Below are 15,387 nucleotides of genomic sequence, written 5' to 3' on the forward strand. Positions count from 1 at the left end.
TGATACAATTAATCTTGGACCATCTGCCTGGGAGAAATAAGCTCTCTTAAGGGGTTATTTAGTCTTGCAGGCTTTTGCGATTATATTTTTCGTTAAATTCTTCGCCTTCTAACTTTTTATCAAGGGTCAATGGTTCTTCACAATGCATGCAAATATCCACGCGCCCTAATATTTTTGTAGGTTTACTACAGTTAGGACATACAACCTGGATCGATTTTGTAGAAAGCATTCCAATCCAAAAATAAACGCCGGTACTTGCAATTATGAATAAAAGACCTAGACCCATAAAAAGTGTCATAACTATAGGGTGTGTTTTAAAGAAAAGTCCGAGATACATCACAATAAAGCCGATGAAAATCAAACTTAAAGCAAATGTACGGATTTTATTGATTTTGCTAGAATATTTAGCCATGGATTGTCCCTCCTAAAATATAACTTTAACTATAACATAAACTTCGGATGGAACAAAAAAGAAATAAAGGATACATATTACTTTTGAATATGTTGTTTTTGTAAATATCATCTAGGTGAAATACAGGATTTTGAAGAGTTTTGTCGAATGTAAAAAAAAAAAAGGTTTTGGAGGAATTTATAATGGAAGATATCCTTCGCCCGATTTATCAAGAGCGAGCAAGTTTAAAATCTACACTTGGAATCTTGTTAATAGAAAAAAGAGAAAATAACAGCCCGATTACCGATACATTTGACTACATTCTTTTTGTTATTGTAGATGAAGCAGAAGAGGCAGTGTTTTTAAAACACTACACATACCAGGACAAAAAGGCAGCTTTACATATCGTAAAGGAAGAACAACTAAAAGAATGGCTTCTATTAGGTACAAACCGAAAAGTAGTTGACTGGATTTATAACGGAAAGGTCCTCTTTGACCGAAATGAATATTTGGATCATTTGAAAACCGAAATTCGAGAGTTCCCTTTTTATGGAAGGAAGTTGAAGATAGGGATGGAGTTTGCGAAGTTAATTCGCAGATATATGGATGGAAAAGGCTTCTTTGAAAAAGGTCATTATCTTGATGCATATAACCATATTGTTCATTCCCTGCATCACTTAGCTCGTTTAGAAGTAATAGAACAAGGTTTTTATCCAGAAGTTACAGTCTGGAACCAAGTGAAACATATGGAACCTGAAATCTATAAGTTGTATAAAGAATTGATTAGTAGTGAGGAAACGCTTGAAAAAAGATTGGAGCTTCTTTTCCTTGCGAGTGAATTTCTTATTTACTCTAGGACGAATACGGGTTCACAGCATTTAGTTGAAATAATGAGTACAAAAGAAGATCCTTGGACAATTGCAGAGTTAATGGATCATCCGGAACTTAAGTTTTATTCAGTAGATCTAGGTGTTCTGTTAGAATACTTAATAGAGAAGAAAGTAATAGATGTCATCAAAGTGGAAACAAAAGGACAAGACGTTTATCATCGATTTTATAGAGTATAAAAAAATATTTCAAAAAAATCATTTTTAGTGTTGACCAATAATAATCTAGGTGTTATATTAATACATGTCGCTGCGGGACATCAGCTTTCGCAGCTTCAACAAAACAAAAAACATCAAAAAAACATGTTGACAAAATAGTTGATAACATGATAAGATGTAAAAGTCGCTTACGAAGTAAACGGCAACGAAATTGCTCTTTGAAAACTGAACAAAACAAAGCGCCAACGTTAATTTTTTAAAGTGAGCACACACTATCAAAAAGCAAAATGAGCAAGTCAAACATTTCTTCGGAGAGTTTGATCCTGGCTCAGGACGAACGCTGGCGGCGTGCCTAATACATGCAAGTCGAGCGAATCGATGGGAGCTTGCTCCCTGAGATTAGCGGCGGACGGGTGAGTAACACGTGGGCAACCTGCCTATAAGACTGGGATAACTTCGGGAAACCGGAGCTAATACCGGATACGTTCTTTTCTCGCATGAGAGAAGATGGAAAGACGGTTTCGGCTGTCACTTATAGATGGGCCCGCGGCGCATTAGCTAGTTGGTGAGGTAATGGCTCACCAAGGCGACGATGCGTAGCCGACCTGAGAGGGTGATCGGCCACACTGGGACTGAGACACGGCCCAGACTCCTACGGGAGGCAGCAGTAGGGAATCTTCCGCAATGGACGAAAGTCTGACGGAGCAACGCCGCGTGAACGAAGAAGGCCTTCGGGTCGTAAAGTTCTGTTGTTAGGGAAGAACAAGTACCAGAGTAACTGCTGGTACCTTGACGGTACCTAACCAGAAAGCCACGGCTAACTACGTGCCAGCAGCCGCGGTAATACGTAGGTGGCAAGCGTTGTCCGGAATTATTGGGCGTAAAGCGCGCGCAGGTGGTTCCTTAAGTCTGATGTGAAAGCCCACGGCTCAACCGTGGAGGGTCATTGGAAACTGGGGAACTTGAGTGCAGAAGAGGAAAGTGGAATTCCAAGTGTAGCGGTGAAATGCGTAGAGATTTGGAGGAACACCAGTGGCGAAGGCGACTTTCTGGTCTGTAACTGACACTGAGGCGCGAAAGCGTGGGGAGCAAACAGGATTAGATACCCTGGTAGTCCACGCCGTAAACGATGAGTGCTAAGTGTTAGAGGGTTTCCGCCCTTTAGTGCTGCAGCTAACGCATTAAGCACTCCGCCTGGGGAGTACGGCCGCAAGGCTGAAACTCAAAGGAATTGACGGGGGCCCGCACAAGCGGTGGAGCATGTGGTTTAATTCGAAGCAACGCGAAGAACCTTACCAGGTCTTGACATCCTCTGACAACCCTAGAGATAGGGCGTTCCCCTTCGGGGGACAGAGTGACAGGTGGTGCATGGTTGTCGTCAGCTCGTGTCGTGAGATGTTGGGTTAAGTCCCGCAACGAGCGCAACCCTTGATCTTAGTTGCCAGCATTCAGTTGGGCACTCTAAGGTGACTGCCGGTGACAAACCGGAGGAAGGTGGGGATGACGTCAAATCATCATGCCCCTTATGACCTGGGCTACACACGTGCTACAATGGATGGTACAAAGGGCTGCAAACCTGCGAAGGTAAGCGAATCCCATAAAGCCATTCTCAGTTCGGATTGTAGGCTGCAACTCGCCTACATGAAGCCGGAATCGCTAGTAATCGCGGATCAGCATGCCGCGGTGAATACGTTCCCGGGCCTTGTACACACCGCCCGTCACACCACGAGAGTTTGTAACACCCGAAGTCGGTGAGGTAACCTTTATGGAGCCAGCCGCCTAAGGTGGGACAGATGATTGGGGTGAAGTCGTAACAAGGTAGCCGTATCGGAAGGTGCGGCTGGATCACCTCCTTTCTAAGGATAAATACGAGAGCGCTTTTGTTTTGTTCAGTTTTGAATGAGTAATTCATTCAGATTCGAAAGATCTCATCACGTAGTGATGGAATTCTTTCTTCTTTGTTCCTTGAAAACTAGATAATAGATAGAAGGCAATTAATTTTTTCAAAGCATCAGTAAGATCTTTTTTAACGGTTAAGTTAGAAAGGGCGCACGGTGGATGCCTTGGCACTAGGAGCCGATGAAGGACGGGACTAACACCGATATGCTTCGGGGAGCTGTAAGTAAGCTTTGATCCGGAGATTTCCGAATGGGGAAACCCACTGTTCGTAATGGAACAGTATCTTTACCTGAATACATAGGGTACTGAAGGCAGACCCGGGGAACTGAAACATCTAAGTACCCGGAGGAAGAGAAAGCAAATGCGATTTCCTGAGTAGCGGCGAGCGAAACGGAATTAGCCCAAACCAAGAGGCTTGCCTCTTGGGGTTGTAGGACACTCAACATGGAGTTACAAAGGAACGGGGTAAATGAAGTGATCTGGAAAGGTCCGTCAAAGAAGGTAAAAACCCTGTAGTTGAAACTTCGTTCCCTCCTGAGTGGATCCTGAGTACGGCGGGACACGAGAAATCCCGTCGGAAGCAGGGAGGACCATCTCCCAAGGCTAAATACTACCTAGTGACCGATAGTGAACCAGTACCGTGAGGGAAAGGTGAAAAGCACCCCGGAAGGGGAGTGAAATAGATCCTGAAACCGTGTGCCTACAAGTAGTCAAAGCCCGTTAATGGGTAATGGCGTGCCTTTTGTAGAATGAACCGGCGAGTTACGATTTCATGCGAGGTTAAGTTGATAAGACGGAGCCGCAGCGAAAGCGAGTCTGAATAGGGCGAATGAGTATGAGGTCGTAGACCCGAAACCAGGTGATCTACCCATGTCCAGGGTGAAGTTCAGGTAACACTGAATGGAGGCCCGAACCCACGCACGTTGAAAAGTGCGGGGATGAGGTGTGGGTAGCGGAGAAATTCCAATCGAACCTGGAGATAGCTGGTTCTCTCCGAAATAGCTTTAGGGCTAGCCTCAAGATGAGAGTATTGGAGGTAGAGCACTGATTGGACTAGGGGCCCCCAACGGGTTACCGAATTCAGTCAAACTCCGAATGCCAAATACTTATTCTTGGGAGTCAGACTGCGAGTGATAAGATCCGTAGTCGAAAGGGAAACAGCCCAGACCACCAGCTAAGGTCCCAAAGTATACGTTAAGTGGAAAAGGATGTGGAGTTGCTTAGACAACCAGGATGTTGGCTCAGAAGCAGCCATCATTTAAAGAGTGCGTAATAGCTCACTGGTCGAGTGACTCCGCGCCGAAAATGTACCGGGGCTAAACGTATCACCGAAGCTGTGGATTGACACCGTATGGTGTCGATGGTAGGAGAGCGTTCTAAGGGCGTTGAAGTCAGACCGGAAGGACTGGTGGAGCGCTTAGAAGTGAGAATGCCGGTATGAGTAGCGAAAGAAGGGTGAGAATCCCTTCCACCGAATGCCTAAGGTTTCCTGAGGAAGGCTCGTCCGCTCAGGGTTAGTCGGGACCTAAGCCGAGGCCGAAAGGCGTAGGCGATGGACAACAGGTTGATATTCCTGTACCACCTATACATCGTTTGAACGATGGGGGGACGCAGAAGGATAGGGTAAGCGCGCTGTTGGATATGCGCGTCCAAGCAGTTAGGCCGGAAACGAGGCAAATCCCGTTTCCATTAAGGCGGAGCTGTGATGGCGAGGGAAATATAGTACCGAAGTTCCTGATTCCACGCTGCCAAGAAAAGCCTCTAGTGAGATGTAAGGTGCCCGTACCGCAAACCGACACAGGTAGGCGAGGAGAGAATCCTAAGGTGTGCGAGAGAACTCTCGTTAAGGAACTCGGCAAAATGACCCCGTAACTTCGGGAGAAGGGGTGCTTTTTAGGGTGAATAGCCCAGAAAAGCCGCAGTGAATAGGCCCAGGCGACTGTTTAGCAAAAACACAGGTCTCTGCGAAGCCGCAAGGCGAAGTATAGGGGCTGACACCTGCCCGGTGCTGGAAGGTTAAGGGGAGAGGTTAGCGCAAGCGAAGCTTTGAACCGAAGCCCCAGTAAACGGCGGCCGTAACTATAACGGTCCTAAGGTAGCGAAATTCCTTGTCGGGTAAGTTCCGACCCGCACGAAAGGTGTAACGATCTGGGCACTGTCTCAACGAGAGACTCGGTGAAATTATAGTACCTGTGAAGATGCAGGTTACCCGCGACAGGACGGAAAGACCCCGTGGAGCTTTACTGCAGCCTGATATTGAATTTTGGTACAGCTTGTACAGGATAGGTAGGAGCCTGAGAAGCCGGAGCGCTAGCTTCGGTGGAGGCGTTGGTGGGATACTACCCTGGCTGTATTGAAATTCTAACCCGCGCCCCTTATCGGGGTGGGAGACAGTGTCAGGTGGGCAGTTTGACTGGGGCGGTCGCCTCCTAAAGAGTAACGGAGGCGCCCAAAGGTTCCCTCAGAATGGTTGGAAATCATTCGTAGAGTGTAAAGGCACAAGGGAGCTTGACTGCGAGACCTACAAGTCGAGCAGGGACGAAAGTCGGGCTTAGTGATCCGGTGGTTCCGCATGGAAGGGCCATCGCTCAACGGATAAAAGCTACCCCGGGGATAACAGGCTTATCTCCCCCAAGAGTCCACATCGACGGGGAGGTTTGGCACCTCGATGTCGGCTCATCGCATCCTGGGGCTGTAGTCGGTCCCAAGGGTTGGGCTGTTCGCCCATTAAAGCGGTACGCGAGCTGGGTTCAGAACGTCGTGAGACAGTTCGGTCCCTATCCGTCGCGGGCGCAGGAAATTTGAGAGGAGCTGTCCTTAGTACGAGAGGACCGGGATGGACGCACCGCTGGTGTACCAGTTGTCTTGCCAAAGGCATAGCTGGGTAGCTACGTGCGGACGGGATAAGTGCTGAAAGCATCTAAGCATGAAGCCCCCCTCGAGATGAGATTTCCCATAGCGCAAGCTAGTAAGATCCCTGAAAGATGATCAGGTTGATAGGTCAGAGGTGGAAGCGTGGCGACATGTGGAGCTGACTGATACTAATAGATCGAGGACTTAACCACGCTTTAAAAAATGAAATACCTTCTTATTATCTAGTTTTGAAGGAATGAAAATTTCTTCTTGCATTTTCTCAAAAATACGTTATAATAATATATGTCTTGAAAAAATGTTAATAATGTTTGGTGACGATAGCGAAGAGGTCACACCCGTTCCCATTCCGAACACGGCAGTTAAGCTCTTCAGCGCCGATGGTAGTTGGGGGTTTCCCCCTGTGAGAGTAGGACGTCGCCAAGCTTATATCGTTCCGCAGTAGCTCAGTGGTAGAGCATTCGGCTGTTAACCGAACGGTCGTAGGTTCGAGTCCTACCTGCGGAGCCATTATTGGAGAGCTGTCCGAGTGGCCGAAGGAGCACGATTGGAAATCGTGTAGACGGGTAACCCTGTCTCAAGGGTTCAAATCCCTTGCTCTCCGCCATTTACAACTGGCCCGTTGGTCAAGCGGTTAAGACACCGCCCTTTCACGGCGGTAACACGGGTTCGAATCCCGTACGGGTCACCATTTCGAAAACATATGGAGGATTAGCTCAGCTGGGAGAGCATCTGCCTTACAAGCAGAGGGTCGGCGGTTCGATCCCGTCATCCTCCACCATTTTTTAAAAAGCAACAAGTTGTTTCTATATATCAGATATGATGAAACAGTTAAAACGAAAACTTGATGCAATAGCAGCATTATTAACGTCGCGGGGTGGAGCAGTCCGGTAGCTCGTCGGGCTCATAACCCGAAGGTCGCAGGTTCAAATCCTGTCCCCGCAATCTATGGTCCCGTGGTGTAGCGGTTAACATGCCTGCCTGTCACGCAGGAGATCGCGGGTTCGATTCCCGTCGGGACCGCCATTTTTATTGTTTGGCTCAGTAGCTCAGTCGGTAGAGCAAAGGACTGAAAATCCTTGTGTCGGCGGTTCGATTCCGTCCTGAGCCACCATTGTAGTGCCGGTGTAGCTCAACTGGTAGAGCAACTGACTTGTAATCAGTAGGTTGGGGGTTCAAGTCCTCTTGCCGGCACCAGTAACATCCATATGCGGAGGGGTAGCGAAGTGGCTAAACGCGGCGGACTGTAAATCCGCTCCTTCGGGTTCGGCAGTTCGAATCTGCCCCCCTCCACCATTTTATTTATAGGGGTATAGTTTAAAGGTAGAACAGAGGTCTCCAAAACCTCCAGTGTGGGTTCGAGTCCTACTACCCCTGCCAATTTTAATTTTATAATGGCGATTGTGGCGAAGTGGTTAACGCACCTGATTGTGGTTCAGGCATTCGTGGGTTCGATTCCCATCAGTCGCCCCATTTTTTAATAAATGATGGTATAATAAATATAACGTCAATGGGCTATAGCCAAGCGGTAAGGCAACGGATTTTGATTCCGTCATGCGAAGGTTCGATCCCTTCTAGCCCAGCCATTCGCGAAAGTAGTTCAGTGGTAGAATACAACCTTGCCAAGGTTGGGGTCGCGGGTTCGAATCCCGTCTTTCGCTCCAAAAACGTTGGCGGCATAGCCAAGCGGTAAGGCAGAGGTCTGCAAAACCTTTACCACCGGTTCGATTCCGGTTGCCGCCTCCAACAAAAATGCCGGTGTGGCGGAATTGGCAGACGCGCACGACTCAAAATCGTGTTCCTCTGGAGTGCCGGTTCGACCCCGGCCACCGGTATCTTAGAACGGCGATATAAAGCGGTTTTCCTTAATTGGAAAGCCGTTTTTTCGTGTTTTCACGGATTTTTAGTCGTGCGTTTTTATTTAGGCTATGTTAAATCAGAATGTTTTGATTTTCGACCAAAAAAAAACGCCCACTGAAAGGGCAGTTGTTTGAACTAACGTTACCTGTTAGCGGAACGAAGCTGCCGATTGATCTCCGTGGCAACCTCACGGTGTAGTTTAATAGATAAGAGTCTAGCGACCCTCCCATTTCTCTAAAATGATAAATATTTCCTAAAAATTTATTAATAAAAAAGCCGCGACAACTTCATGTACAACTGAATAATTTAATTTATGACATCAAAAGGAGGTGGTTGTATGAGTAATAAACGGCCAGATGTAGTCATTATAGTTAGAGATGAAGATGATTTTGAGAATATTGCTAAATTTGAAATAATCGGAAGCGCATCCCCGTGTAGAGAGTTCCTACGGGTAGGTGCTCCTATAAGTGATGTTGTATTATGTATGGTTAGGAATGGGTTTGTAAACGCTCAGGCTGAAAACGCTGTTATATTTTTCCGTCCTAGGTAATGTCTGACTTCGACTTGATGTTATCCTCTTCAGGTAGACTGTAAAAAAAGTGGACAAGGTATGATGTTCATAATAGTCGACTTGGAAGGGAGTTTTTTATGGCACTTACAAACGTTCAAGCAGTGAACACGTTGAAAATGAATCTTACGAATACAACCGAATAGTGTGACGTCATTCACGCTTTATATTGTCGATATATCAACGGATAAGGGTTCGATTCCATTTCGAAATTGCCCGAAGCACGGCTCAAAATCGTGTTCATCTGGAGTGCGGGTTCGACCCCGGCCACCGGTAGCGAAGAAAAGCTATTACTTCAAGCTTCACACTTAATTGTGTGAAGCTTTTTTGTGTTTATCACGCACTACAGAATATGTACAAATATTGTGCGGGGTAGTGTGCGATGAGTAAAGGAAGAAATTTACTATCGGAAGATGAATTAAGAATTGTTACAAAACTACTTACGTTAAATCTGATGAATTGGAGTTTAAATTATTCTTTGAAGACTGCCAATTAAGGAATCTTTGTCCTCATACTTTGAAATATTATCAAGAACAATTTAATGCGATTAAACGACCATTGGTAACAATGACAGAAAAGGATATTAAATTGATGATATTAAAATACCGTGAAGTTCGTCATTTACTGCGTTCTGGTGGTAAAATATAATTGTAGTATTATGGGAAGAGAGGGGAAAATTTGAATAATATCGGTGAGGATTTTAAATTACGTGTTCATAGCAATCGTTGGGGCCATTATGACAATTACACTCTTATAAAAAAAGAAAATGGATGGACTGTTATTACTATGAAAATTCATGGTGACGAAGGCGATAAACACGGCAGTCCTGCTATTGAAAAAGCATTTGGCGGAGAATCAATTTCATATCCAAACGATTTAGGATATTTCTTATCAGATATTTGGGATGCTTCAGAAACCAAAACTAAAGAAGAAGTTCAAAAATATTTCGATGAATTAGGAGAATGGATTTCTACCACTGAGAAAACGAAGCCTAATTTCGGAGCATTGCATTTATAAGTAAGCAAAAAAGATGTGTCCAAATCGGGCACATCTTTTTTAGTATTCAACATTTTCTTCAATAATCGGATTTCCTTCTGCGTCAAGCAGCTCTGGTTCGTAAAGATCATAATTGAATGTTTTCTGTTCCTCTAAATATTTTATTTTTTGGTATTCTTCTTTACTCATGCCCTCCCAAATATTTGGCCTGTGTTCGACATGCCCCATCTTGTAATACTTCATATCTACTTCTGGCTCTGTGAAAGCTTTGTTGAAAAGTATAATTCCGAAAGTGAATATCATGAGTATGATGGTCAAAATGGAGCCAGCTATTTTGATTTTGTTTAGAAATTTTTTCAATGGTGGGATTATTCCTTTCTGTGTTCGGTAATTTCAGAACTGCATAACTCACAGGACTGGATGAGTTGATAAGAAACTTTTTCGTATCAACTCAACTGTATAAAAGCCGACTTTCCACGTTACGCAGCTCTCCAGATGAAACACTATCGGCAACAATTATTTGCAAGGTTCTCATAGCTGTCATTCGCTTGTCTGGATGCTTCATTTGAAGATGTTGTTGTATCGCTCGGAAAAGCTCATTATTTTCTGGTCGGTTGGCATTATAGATTTCTTGTAAACTCTTCGATTTCTCCATGGCTTCTCCTACTTTCCATCAAGTGTGCATTGAAAGCTTATTCACCTTCATTTCTTATGCTATTCACATTTAGGTTAAATCGGTAAAATTGTAAGGTTGGTACTTGATTCGAGAGGCAGTTCTATACATTCGGTGGAAGTTAAAACTTCTTCGAGTACAAACTTCTTTGGGTCGACCTTCTCCATAATATAATATTCGGTCATGACGGTGTATTCACCTCCATTTCAACATTATTTTAAATAATCTTGGGGATTTTACGTGCATATTAAATATGCAGGTACCTCGTGGCTACCGAGGCACCTACATATCATTGTAATAATTACAGGCTATTTCAACGCGGGTAACTTTATTAGAGTTTCTAGCTTTTTGACGTTAGGGCCTGAGGCGTATATTACACACATCAGCTTTTTACCTACCTTATACATTGCATATAGTGCCTTCTTGACCTGCATGAACAATTACTTCATTCAGATTTACACCGCTACATTATAGCGGTCAATTTGAGAGGCTCAGTGAACTAGCGGAACAAGAGGTTACGAAAACTATTCGTAACCTAAAAATCATTATTGATATTAGAACCAGTTAATGGTAGTGGCCCGATGATTTCAGATTTCTATATTCATAGCATTGAGTTCTGCTTCCGTATAGCCAGAAGCGGATAGTGCTATTTCAATTTCTTCAGCAGCCTTATAATCAAATAATTTAAATTTAGACAATAAAGCGAAAGCATTTTGATCTTCAATTGCCAAGGCAACAGCTTCCACGTCTTGTAGTAACTTCAGGTCTTCAATGTAGAATTGAGCGGTTCGCATCGCTAAATACTCATTCAGTGTAGTTGAACTGTAGAAAAGTCTTGTTAAAGTAGCGATTGCGTTAGGAACGAAAATCTTATTCATAATTACCCCTCCAATATTCTTAATATTCTGTTATATTATTCACTACAAGTATGAGTCACCATAAAAATGTTGTCAATCTTTATCTGTTGAGCATTTTTACTCACCAGATGAATGTACATCTGTACTCAAATTGAGTAACTAGAAAATGTCGATAGACGCCTTTGCCAAAGGCAAAGAACCGGATTTACAATGCTTTCACTTGAAATGATGGTGGAACAATATCAAGAAGAAATACAACCAAGGATAGAAAGTTTCAAATTAAAATAAATAGAAGGAGGAAAGATTGGAAGAGTAATTAAAAGCAATCTCTTCCCTTTTAGGGGGTCTAGTAGGGGATTATTCACAATCTTCTCGTAGGACTTGCACACCAATTCATTATTACATAGTAAATATTTCCTTTGTTTTTTAACTGTATGATTTTAATATCTAAACAGTTTATTATATTGATAAAGGAAGAATAACTTAAGCTAATACTATAATGAAGTAAGTCTTTAAAAGGGAAGTGACAGTTAAATGCTTTATATAAGCGATATCGAAAAGATAATTAATAACACATTAAATGAGCACAATTTGGATATTATTTGTGAATTTGACAATAATCTAAGTGCACCTATGAGTTATAACGTATCGACCAATACTATAAAGTTTAATTATCTTCAAGTTAACGGTTATAAAGGAAAAGTTAGAATTAAAGAGACAGAGGAAGACTTTGTGAAAATTATTCTTTATCGTATTATTGGTTATTATTTAGATTTTAAGAAAAACAAACATGATTTAAGGATTATGATGTATGGTCACGAAGAGGAAAAAGAAACGCTGAAATCTGAAATAGAAACTAATGCTTGGGATTATGGGAGAACATTAATACCTGAACAACTATTGGAGTCATATGATAAAGTCCGTGAGTTAGATAAAATGCTAATAAATTAATGTAATTAAAGAAAATGGAAATTTAGTTAGCTCCTACGGTTAAGAACATGAAAGAAAATTGAGACCCGACTTTAAACTGAAAGCCACACCATTTTAAGTATGTAATATTAGTTCCAGCAAACGTGAAGAGTCAAAAGAGCTTTTCCTCCCTTGTTCACTCTGGATTTCCCATTTTCAAGGCAACCTAGTAAGGTAGTAATGGAACAGGAACACTTATGAAAAAGCCTCCTTGGAGGGGCAACTGGTGAATACTCTTTGGAGATTCGCTCTGGAGCTGGCTTTTGAGTGAGAAATTAAACTGATATCCAATAAGACAAGACCAAGAGAAAGAGGAGTTGTCTGAGAAAGCTTGATTAATAAATAAATAGAAAATGAAAAAGGGGTTTTTGAGATTACATAGCCCTCTATACGCTCCTCTCCTTTGTCATTATAAGTCAATTAGAACAATGTAACAGTTCCTCTATATCAGAAGCAGTGCAAAGAGAGTGAAGAGCCTCCTCCCACAATGAAGATAGTAGCTCCTGTAACTTTACTTCTTTTATTATCTGCTTCTTAGTTTTGCAAATAATAACTATGAAATATGGTAATAAATAATATGACCACTATCTAACAACACTTCACATGACAAATTCTCAAAGGGGCGGAAAATTGTGAACAATATGGGATGTCAATGCAGGTCCAATGAAGAATTACAGCAACTGGTTGATCAGGCAAAAAAATATACAAATAAGGGAAAAGTGGCGGACTATATACCGGCTCTTGAAAAGGCGAATCCTGAGGGCTTATCTGTGGCTATTTACTATCCTGACGGTAAAGGGTATTGTGCGGGGGATGTAAGTGGTAAAGTGACTCTGCAAAGCATATCAAAAGTTTTGACACTTGCTCTGGTATTAATGGAAAAAGGTGAGGAATATGTCTTTTCCTATGTAGGAAAAGAACCCACCGGTGACCCTTTTAATTCGATTGCCAAGTTAGAGACAAACAAGGCATCCAAGCCGTTAAACCCGATGATCAATGCAGGAGCATTGACTGTGACCCACATGATTGCAGGTGACAGTGTAAATGAACGATTCAAGCGTATTTTACATTTTATCCGGGAGTTGACGCAAAATCCTACTATCGGTTTTAATGAAGAGGTTGCCCATTCAGAATACAATACAGCAGACTTAAATAGGTCGTTAAGCTATTTTTTAAAGCAGCATAATGTAATAAATGAGGATGTGGAGGACTTAATCGAATTGTATTCGAAGCAGTGTGCCATTGAAATGGACAGTCAGGATTTGGCGAGGATAGGCTGTGTGCTGGCCATGAATGGGAAAGATCAGTTGACGGGAAGGCAAATCATCCCTGGGGACATTGCTCGTATTTGCAAAACATTCATGGTTACCTGCGGCATGTATAACGCATCAGGTGAATTTGCCATTAATGTTGGCATTCCGGCTAAAAGCGGTGTGTCAGGGGGAATCATGGGGGCCGTTCCCGGAAAATGTGGGATTGGAATTTATGGTGCAGCACTGGATGAGAAGGGGAACAGCGTTGCCGGGATAAAGATCTTAGAAATGATGGCGAAAAAGTATTCCTTAAGTATGTTTAATATGTAAACATTGACACCACTGCGGCGATGATTAAGTCGGATCATATTAATCATTTAATTTTCTATACGAAAGATGTCTGGAGTTATAGATTGTTTTGTTAAGCATTCGGCTTAGGAGGGTCAGAAAAGAGAGAGAATGAAGCTTGGAATAGAGCCTATCGTTATGTTAGGTGTGGTCTTACTGGAAGAGTAAAAGGCCTACTGGATGCGAGTGGCATAATGGCATTATTAAATGAGGTTCAGTCCAAAGCCTTACAGAAACAAAGCATATACTTTAAGCATAAATTGTAATCGCTACTTTCAAGACAAAAAAAAGGACCTCTGCACATAAGGCGAGGTCTTAGGCTCGATTATAACAAGTTGGATAGAAGGGATACTTTTCTATACAAAGCATTTGCCTCTTTATTCTGATGTTCCCCCGCCTCATTTAGATGTCCTTCTATATCGGTCATTAAATCAGCTAATTTCAGTGCCTTTTGTCTGTCAGAAATATTACTGCGAATGATATATTCGTATTTTGCATTGTATTCAGTTAGTGTCATTTAATCCGTCCTCCTATAGTACAAAGCCATTTAAGCAGTCCTCTATTTCTTCATCAGCAATTCCTATGTACTTCAAAGTTATTTCAGGGTGTGAATGGTTAAGAATCATTTGTAATTTAGCTACGTCTTTACTCTGTTTATAGTACCAGTATCCGAATGTTTTCCGCATGGTATGAGTTCCTACACTTTCAATGTCTACCATATCTGCGGCTTTATTAAGCTGTCTGTATGCTTGTATCTTGCTTATCGGCTTATCACCTTTGCGTGAAGGGAATAGCCATTCGCTATCAATGGTATCTATATAAGTTGCTAACTCATTAAATACATTGTTAAGCTGTATTGTTCTAGGCTTCTTTGTCTTGCCTTCCTTAATGATAATTTTCATCTTGCCTCTAATATCCTTTACCTTCAACGATAATAGATCAGATACACGCAAGCCGGTATTGATGCCTAACAAGAACAATATGTAATCTCTTTCGCTGCAATGTCTTTTCAATGACCATTTCATATCGTCTATTTTAGACAACGCTCTGATTGGTTGAACGTCAATTAAATGTTCTTTCGGCACTGTGGATCACCCTTTTTTCATGCTAGTGGAATCGGTATTTTGAATGTATACTTTTTTAGTTAGTTTAAGATTAACACTTGAAAAGGATAGAAGTCAACGTGAGGAGTGTTTTGATAGCTTTGTGATCGTTTGTAGGGGGAAGGGTAAGATACCCAGTGGATGAATGTAGAAAATACAAACGCGGCACTTTCTTGATTTTCCCAAAAGAAAAGCCGCGCTTTTTTGATTTTCCTAGTATTTATAGTACATTGCCTATCCATTCGGAGAACTCTTTTATTACTTTTTCATTTCTTTGATAAAGTGTCCATACAGCAACTTTTTTGGATTGCAGTAGACCTGCTTTTTCAAGTATTGATAAATTTTCCGATGTAGTTGATTGGGAGTTCCCTGTCTTTAACTGAATATGATAAACACAAACACTATTGATGAATTCTGGTTCCGTTAAATGTGGGGCCCATCCAAATTCCTTGAAGTTTTTTTCTGGTTCTTTCAGCCAAAGTAATATATTTAATCGGGTGAAGCTGATATCGAGTTTTTCGTTATGGTCATGTACGGCCTTGCAGGGAGAGGG

At 42.4% G+C, this 15,387-nt stretch carries 13 protein-coding genes, 15 tRNA genes and 3 rRNA genes; 23 read left to right on the forward strand and 8 right to left on the reverse strand.

Features of this window, described 5'->3' with window-relative positions; all coding sequences use genetic code 11:
• Nucleotides 1-58 precede the first annotated feature (58 nt).
• A complete protein-coding gene (locus tag NST21_RS03650; protein ID WP_053344507.1) occupies nt 59-412 on the reverse strand; it encodes a YgzB family protein in 354 nt (117 codons plus the stop codon).
• Between the two features lie 182 nt (nt 413-594).
• Here NST21_RS03650 and NST21_RS03655 point away from each other — a divergent pair, with 182 nt between their 5' ends.
• The 21 genes from NST21_RS03655 to NST21_RS03755 all read left to right on the forward strand — a co-directional run bounded on the left by NST21_RS03655 (nt 595) and on the right by NST21_RS03755 (nt 9,652).
• Nucleotides 595-1,458: a nucleotidyltransferase-like protein gene (locus tag NST21_RS03655; protein WP_340887779.1), complete on the forward strand. Its 864-nt coding sequence runs from the start codon at nt 595-597 to the stop codon at nt 1,456-1,458.
• 284 nt (nt 1,459-1,742) lie between these two features.
• Nucleotides 1,743-3,293, forward strand: a 16S ribosomal RNA gene (locus tag NST21_RS03660).
• A gap of 175 nt (nt 3,294-3,468) precedes the next feature.
• A 23S ribosomal RNA gene (locus tag NST21_RS03665) occupies nt 3,469-6,401 on the forward strand.
• Between the two features lie 116 nt (nt 6,402-6,517).
• Nucleotides 6,518-6,633: ribosomal RNA gene (gene rrf / locus NST21_RS03670) — 5S ribosomal RNA — on the forward strand.
• The 16S, 23S and 5S rRNA genes sit together here with 15 tRNA genes alongside, the layout of an rRNA operon.
• Before the next feature lie 9 nt (nt 6,634-6,642).
• A tRNA-Asn gene (locus NST21_RS03675) sits at nt 6,643-6,717 on the forward strand.
• Nucleotides 6,718-6,722: 5 nt separating this feature from the next.
• Nucleotides 6,723-6,814: transfer RNA gene (locus NST21_RS03680), tRNA-Ser, on the forward strand.
• 9 nt (nt 6,815-6,823) lie between these two features.
• Nucleotides 6,824-6,898, forward strand: a tRNA-Glu gene (locus NST21_RS03685).
• Between the two features lie 14 nt (nt 6,899-6,912).
• Nucleotides 6,913-6,988, forward strand: a tRNA-Val gene (locus NST21_RS03690).
• Between the two features lie 90 nt (nt 6,989-7,078).
• Nucleotides 7,079-7,152, forward strand: a tRNA-Met gene (locus NST21_RS03695).
• 5 nt (nt 7,153-7,157) lie between these two features.
• Nucleotides 7,158-7,233: transfer RNA gene (locus NST21_RS03700), tRNA-Asp, on the forward strand.
• Between the two features lie 12 nt (nt 7,234-7,245).
• Nucleotides 7,246-7,321 (forward strand) — tRNA-Phe (locus NST21_RS03705).
• A 7-nt stretch (nt 7,322-7,328) separates the two neighbouring features.
• A tRNA-Thr gene (locus tag NST21_RS03710) sits at nt 7,329-7,404 on the forward strand.
• 15 nt (nt 7,405-7,419) lie between these two features.
• Nucleotides 7,420-7,503 (forward strand) — tRNA-Tyr (locus NST21_RS03715).
• A 10-nt stretch (nt 7,504-7,513) separates the two neighbouring features.
• Nucleotides 7,514-7,587: transfer RNA gene (locus NST21_RS03720), tRNA-Trp, on the forward strand.
• 17 nt (nt 7,588-7,604) lie between these two features.
• Nucleotides 7,605-7,680, forward strand: a tRNA-His gene (locus tag NST21_RS03725).
• 38 nt (nt 7,681-7,718) lie between these two features.
• A tRNA-Gln gene (locus tag NST21_RS03730) sits at nt 7,719-7,793 on the forward strand.
• Nucleotides 7,794-7,796: 3 nt separating this feature from the next.
• Nucleotides 7,797-7,871: transfer RNA gene (locus NST21_RS03735), tRNA-Gly, on the forward strand.
• A gap of 8 nt (nt 7,872-7,879) precedes the next feature.
• A tRNA-Cys gene (locus tag NST21_RS03740) sits at nt 7,880-7,953 on the forward strand.
• A gap of 8 nt (nt 7,954-7,961) precedes the next feature.
• Nucleotides 7,962-8,042: transfer RNA gene (locus NST21_RS03745), tRNA-Leu, on the forward strand.
• 362 nt (nt 8,043-8,404) lie between these two features.
• Complete coding sequence (locus NST21_RS03750) at nt 8,405-8,617, forward strand: hypothetical protein (protein WP_053344512.1); 213 nt, start codon at nt 8,405-8,407, stop codon at nt 8,615-8,617.
• Nucleotides 8,618-9,313: 696 nt separating this feature from the next.
• The gene (locus NST21_RS03755) at nt 9,314-9,652 is read left to right on the forward strand and encodes a hypothetical protein (RefSeq protein WP_053344514.1); all 339 of its coding nucleotides are present in this window, start codon (nt 9,314-9,316) and stop codon (nt 9,650-9,652) included.
• 39 nt (nt 9,653-9,691) lie between these two features.
• Here the strand turns inward: NST21_RS03755 and NST21_RS03760 are convergent, their stop codons facing one another.
• The 4 genes from NST21_RS03760 to NST21_RS03775 form a co-directional block, all read right to left on the reverse strand.
• Nucleotides 9,692-9,991, reverse strand: coding sequence for a hypothetical protein (locus NST21_RS03760; RefSeq protein WP_053344515.1), 300 nt, complete (start codon nt 9,989-9,991; stop codon nt 9,692-9,694).
• A 91-nt stretch (nt 9,992-10,082) separates the two neighbouring features.
• Complete coding sequence (locus NST21_RS03765) at nt 10,083-10,286, reverse strand: hypothetical protein (RefSeq protein ID WP_056527384.1); 204 nt, start codon at nt 10,284-10,286, stop codon at nt 10,083-10,085.
• Nucleotides 10,287-10,360: 74 nt separating this feature from the next.
• A complete protein-coding gene (locus NST21_RS03770; RefSeq protein ID WP_340887782.1) occupies nt 10,361-10,489 on the reverse strand; it encodes a hypothetical protein in 129 nt (42 codons plus the stop codon).
• Nucleotides 10,490-10,891: 402 nt separating this feature from the next.
• Nucleotides 10,892-11,182 (reverse strand): hypothetical protein, encoded by a 291-nt coding sequence (locus tag NST21_RS03775; protein WP_057217218.1) that lies wholly within the window; start codon nt 11,180-11,182, stop codon nt 10,892-10,894.
• A 513-nt stretch (nt 11,183-11,695) separates the two neighbouring features.
• On the opposite strand from NST21_RS03775, the gene NST21_RS03780 reads away from it, so the two are divergent.
• The gene (locus NST21_RS03780; RefSeq protein ID WP_340887784.1) at nt 11,696-12,112 is read left to right on the forward strand and encodes a hypothetical protein; all 417 of its coding nucleotides are present in this window, start codon (nt 11,696-11,698) and stop codon (nt 12,110-12,112) included.
• Between the two features lie 659 nt (nt 12,113-12,771).
• Nucleotides 12,772-13,713, forward strand: a complete 942-nt coding sequence (glsA, locus tag NST21_RS03785) for a glutaminase A (RefSeq protein WP_340892444.1) — start codon at nt 12,772-12,774, stop codon at nt 13,711-13,713.
• Between the two features lie 343 nt (nt 13,714-14,056).
• Here the strand turns inward: glsA and NST21_RS03790 are convergent, their stop codons facing one another.
• The 3 genes from NST21_RS03790 to NST21_RS28660 form a co-directional block, all read right to left on the reverse strand.
• Complete coding sequence (locus NST21_RS03790) at nt 14,057-14,248, reverse strand: hypothetical protein (protein WP_340887785.1); 192 nt, start codon at nt 14,246-14,248, stop codon at nt 14,057-14,059.
• 13 nt (nt 14,249-14,261) lie between these two features.
• Entirely contained in the window at nt 14,262-14,756 is a 495-nt protein-coding gene (locus NST21_RS03795; protein WP_340892445.1) for a tyrosine-type recombinase/integrase, read from the reverse strand.
• A 298-nt stretch (nt 14,757-15,054) separates the two neighbouring features.
• Nucleotides 15,055-15,342, reverse strand: coding sequence for an ArsR/SmtB family transcription factor (locus tag NST21_RS28660; RefSeq protein WP_377430852.1), 288 nt, complete (start codon nt 15,340-15,342; stop codon nt 15,055-15,057).
• Between the last annotated feature and the right edge of the window lie 45 nt (nt 15,343-15,387).

Source organism: Peribacillus sp. FSL K6-1552, assembly GCF_038005205.1.
GTDB classification, from domain to species: domain Bacteria; phylum Bacillota; class Bacilli; order Bacillales; family DSM-1321; genus Peribacillus; species Peribacillus butanolivorans.

Bases quoted from the DNA above. Each gene is read 5' to 3' on its own strand.
- NST21_RS03650 (WP_053344507.1), bottom strand. From the start codon at position 412: ATGGCTAAATATTCTAGCAAAATCAATAAAATCCGTACATTTGCTTTA.
- NST21_RS03655 (WP_340887779.1), top strand. From the start codon at position 595: ATGGAAGATATCCTTCGCCCGATTTATCAAGAGCGAGCAAGTTTAAAA.
- NST21_RS03750 (WP_053344512.1), top strand. From the start codon at position 8,405: ATGAGTAATAAACGGCCAGATGTAGTCATTATAGTTAGAGATGAAGAT.
- NST21_RS03765 (WP_056527384.1), bottom strand. From the start codon at position 10,286: ATGGAGAAATCGAAGAGTTTACAAGAAATCTATAATGCCAACCGACCA.
- NST21_RS03770 (WP_340887782.1), bottom strand. From the start codon at position 10,489: ATGACCGAATATTATATTATGGAGAAGGTCGACCCAAAGAAGTTTGTA.
- NST21_RS03775 (WP_057217218.1), bottom strand. From the start codon at position 11,182: ATGAATAAGATTTTCGTTCCTAACGCAATCGCTACTTTAACAAGACTT.
- NST21_RS03780 (WP_340887784.1), top strand. From the start codon at position 11,696: ATGCTTTATATAAGCGATATCGAAAAGATAATTAATAACACATTAAAT.
- glsA (WP_340892444.1), top strand. From the start codon at position 12,772: ATGGGATGTCAATGCAGGTCCAATGAAGAATTACAGCAACTGGTTGAT.
- NST21_RS03790 (WP_340887785.1), bottom strand. From the start codon at position 14,248: ATGACACTAACTGAATACAATGCAAAATACGAATATATCATTCGCAGT.
- NST21_RS03795 (WP_340892445.1), bottom strand. From the start codon at position 14,756: ATGAAATGGTCATTGAAAAGACATTGCAGCGAAAGAGATTACATATTG.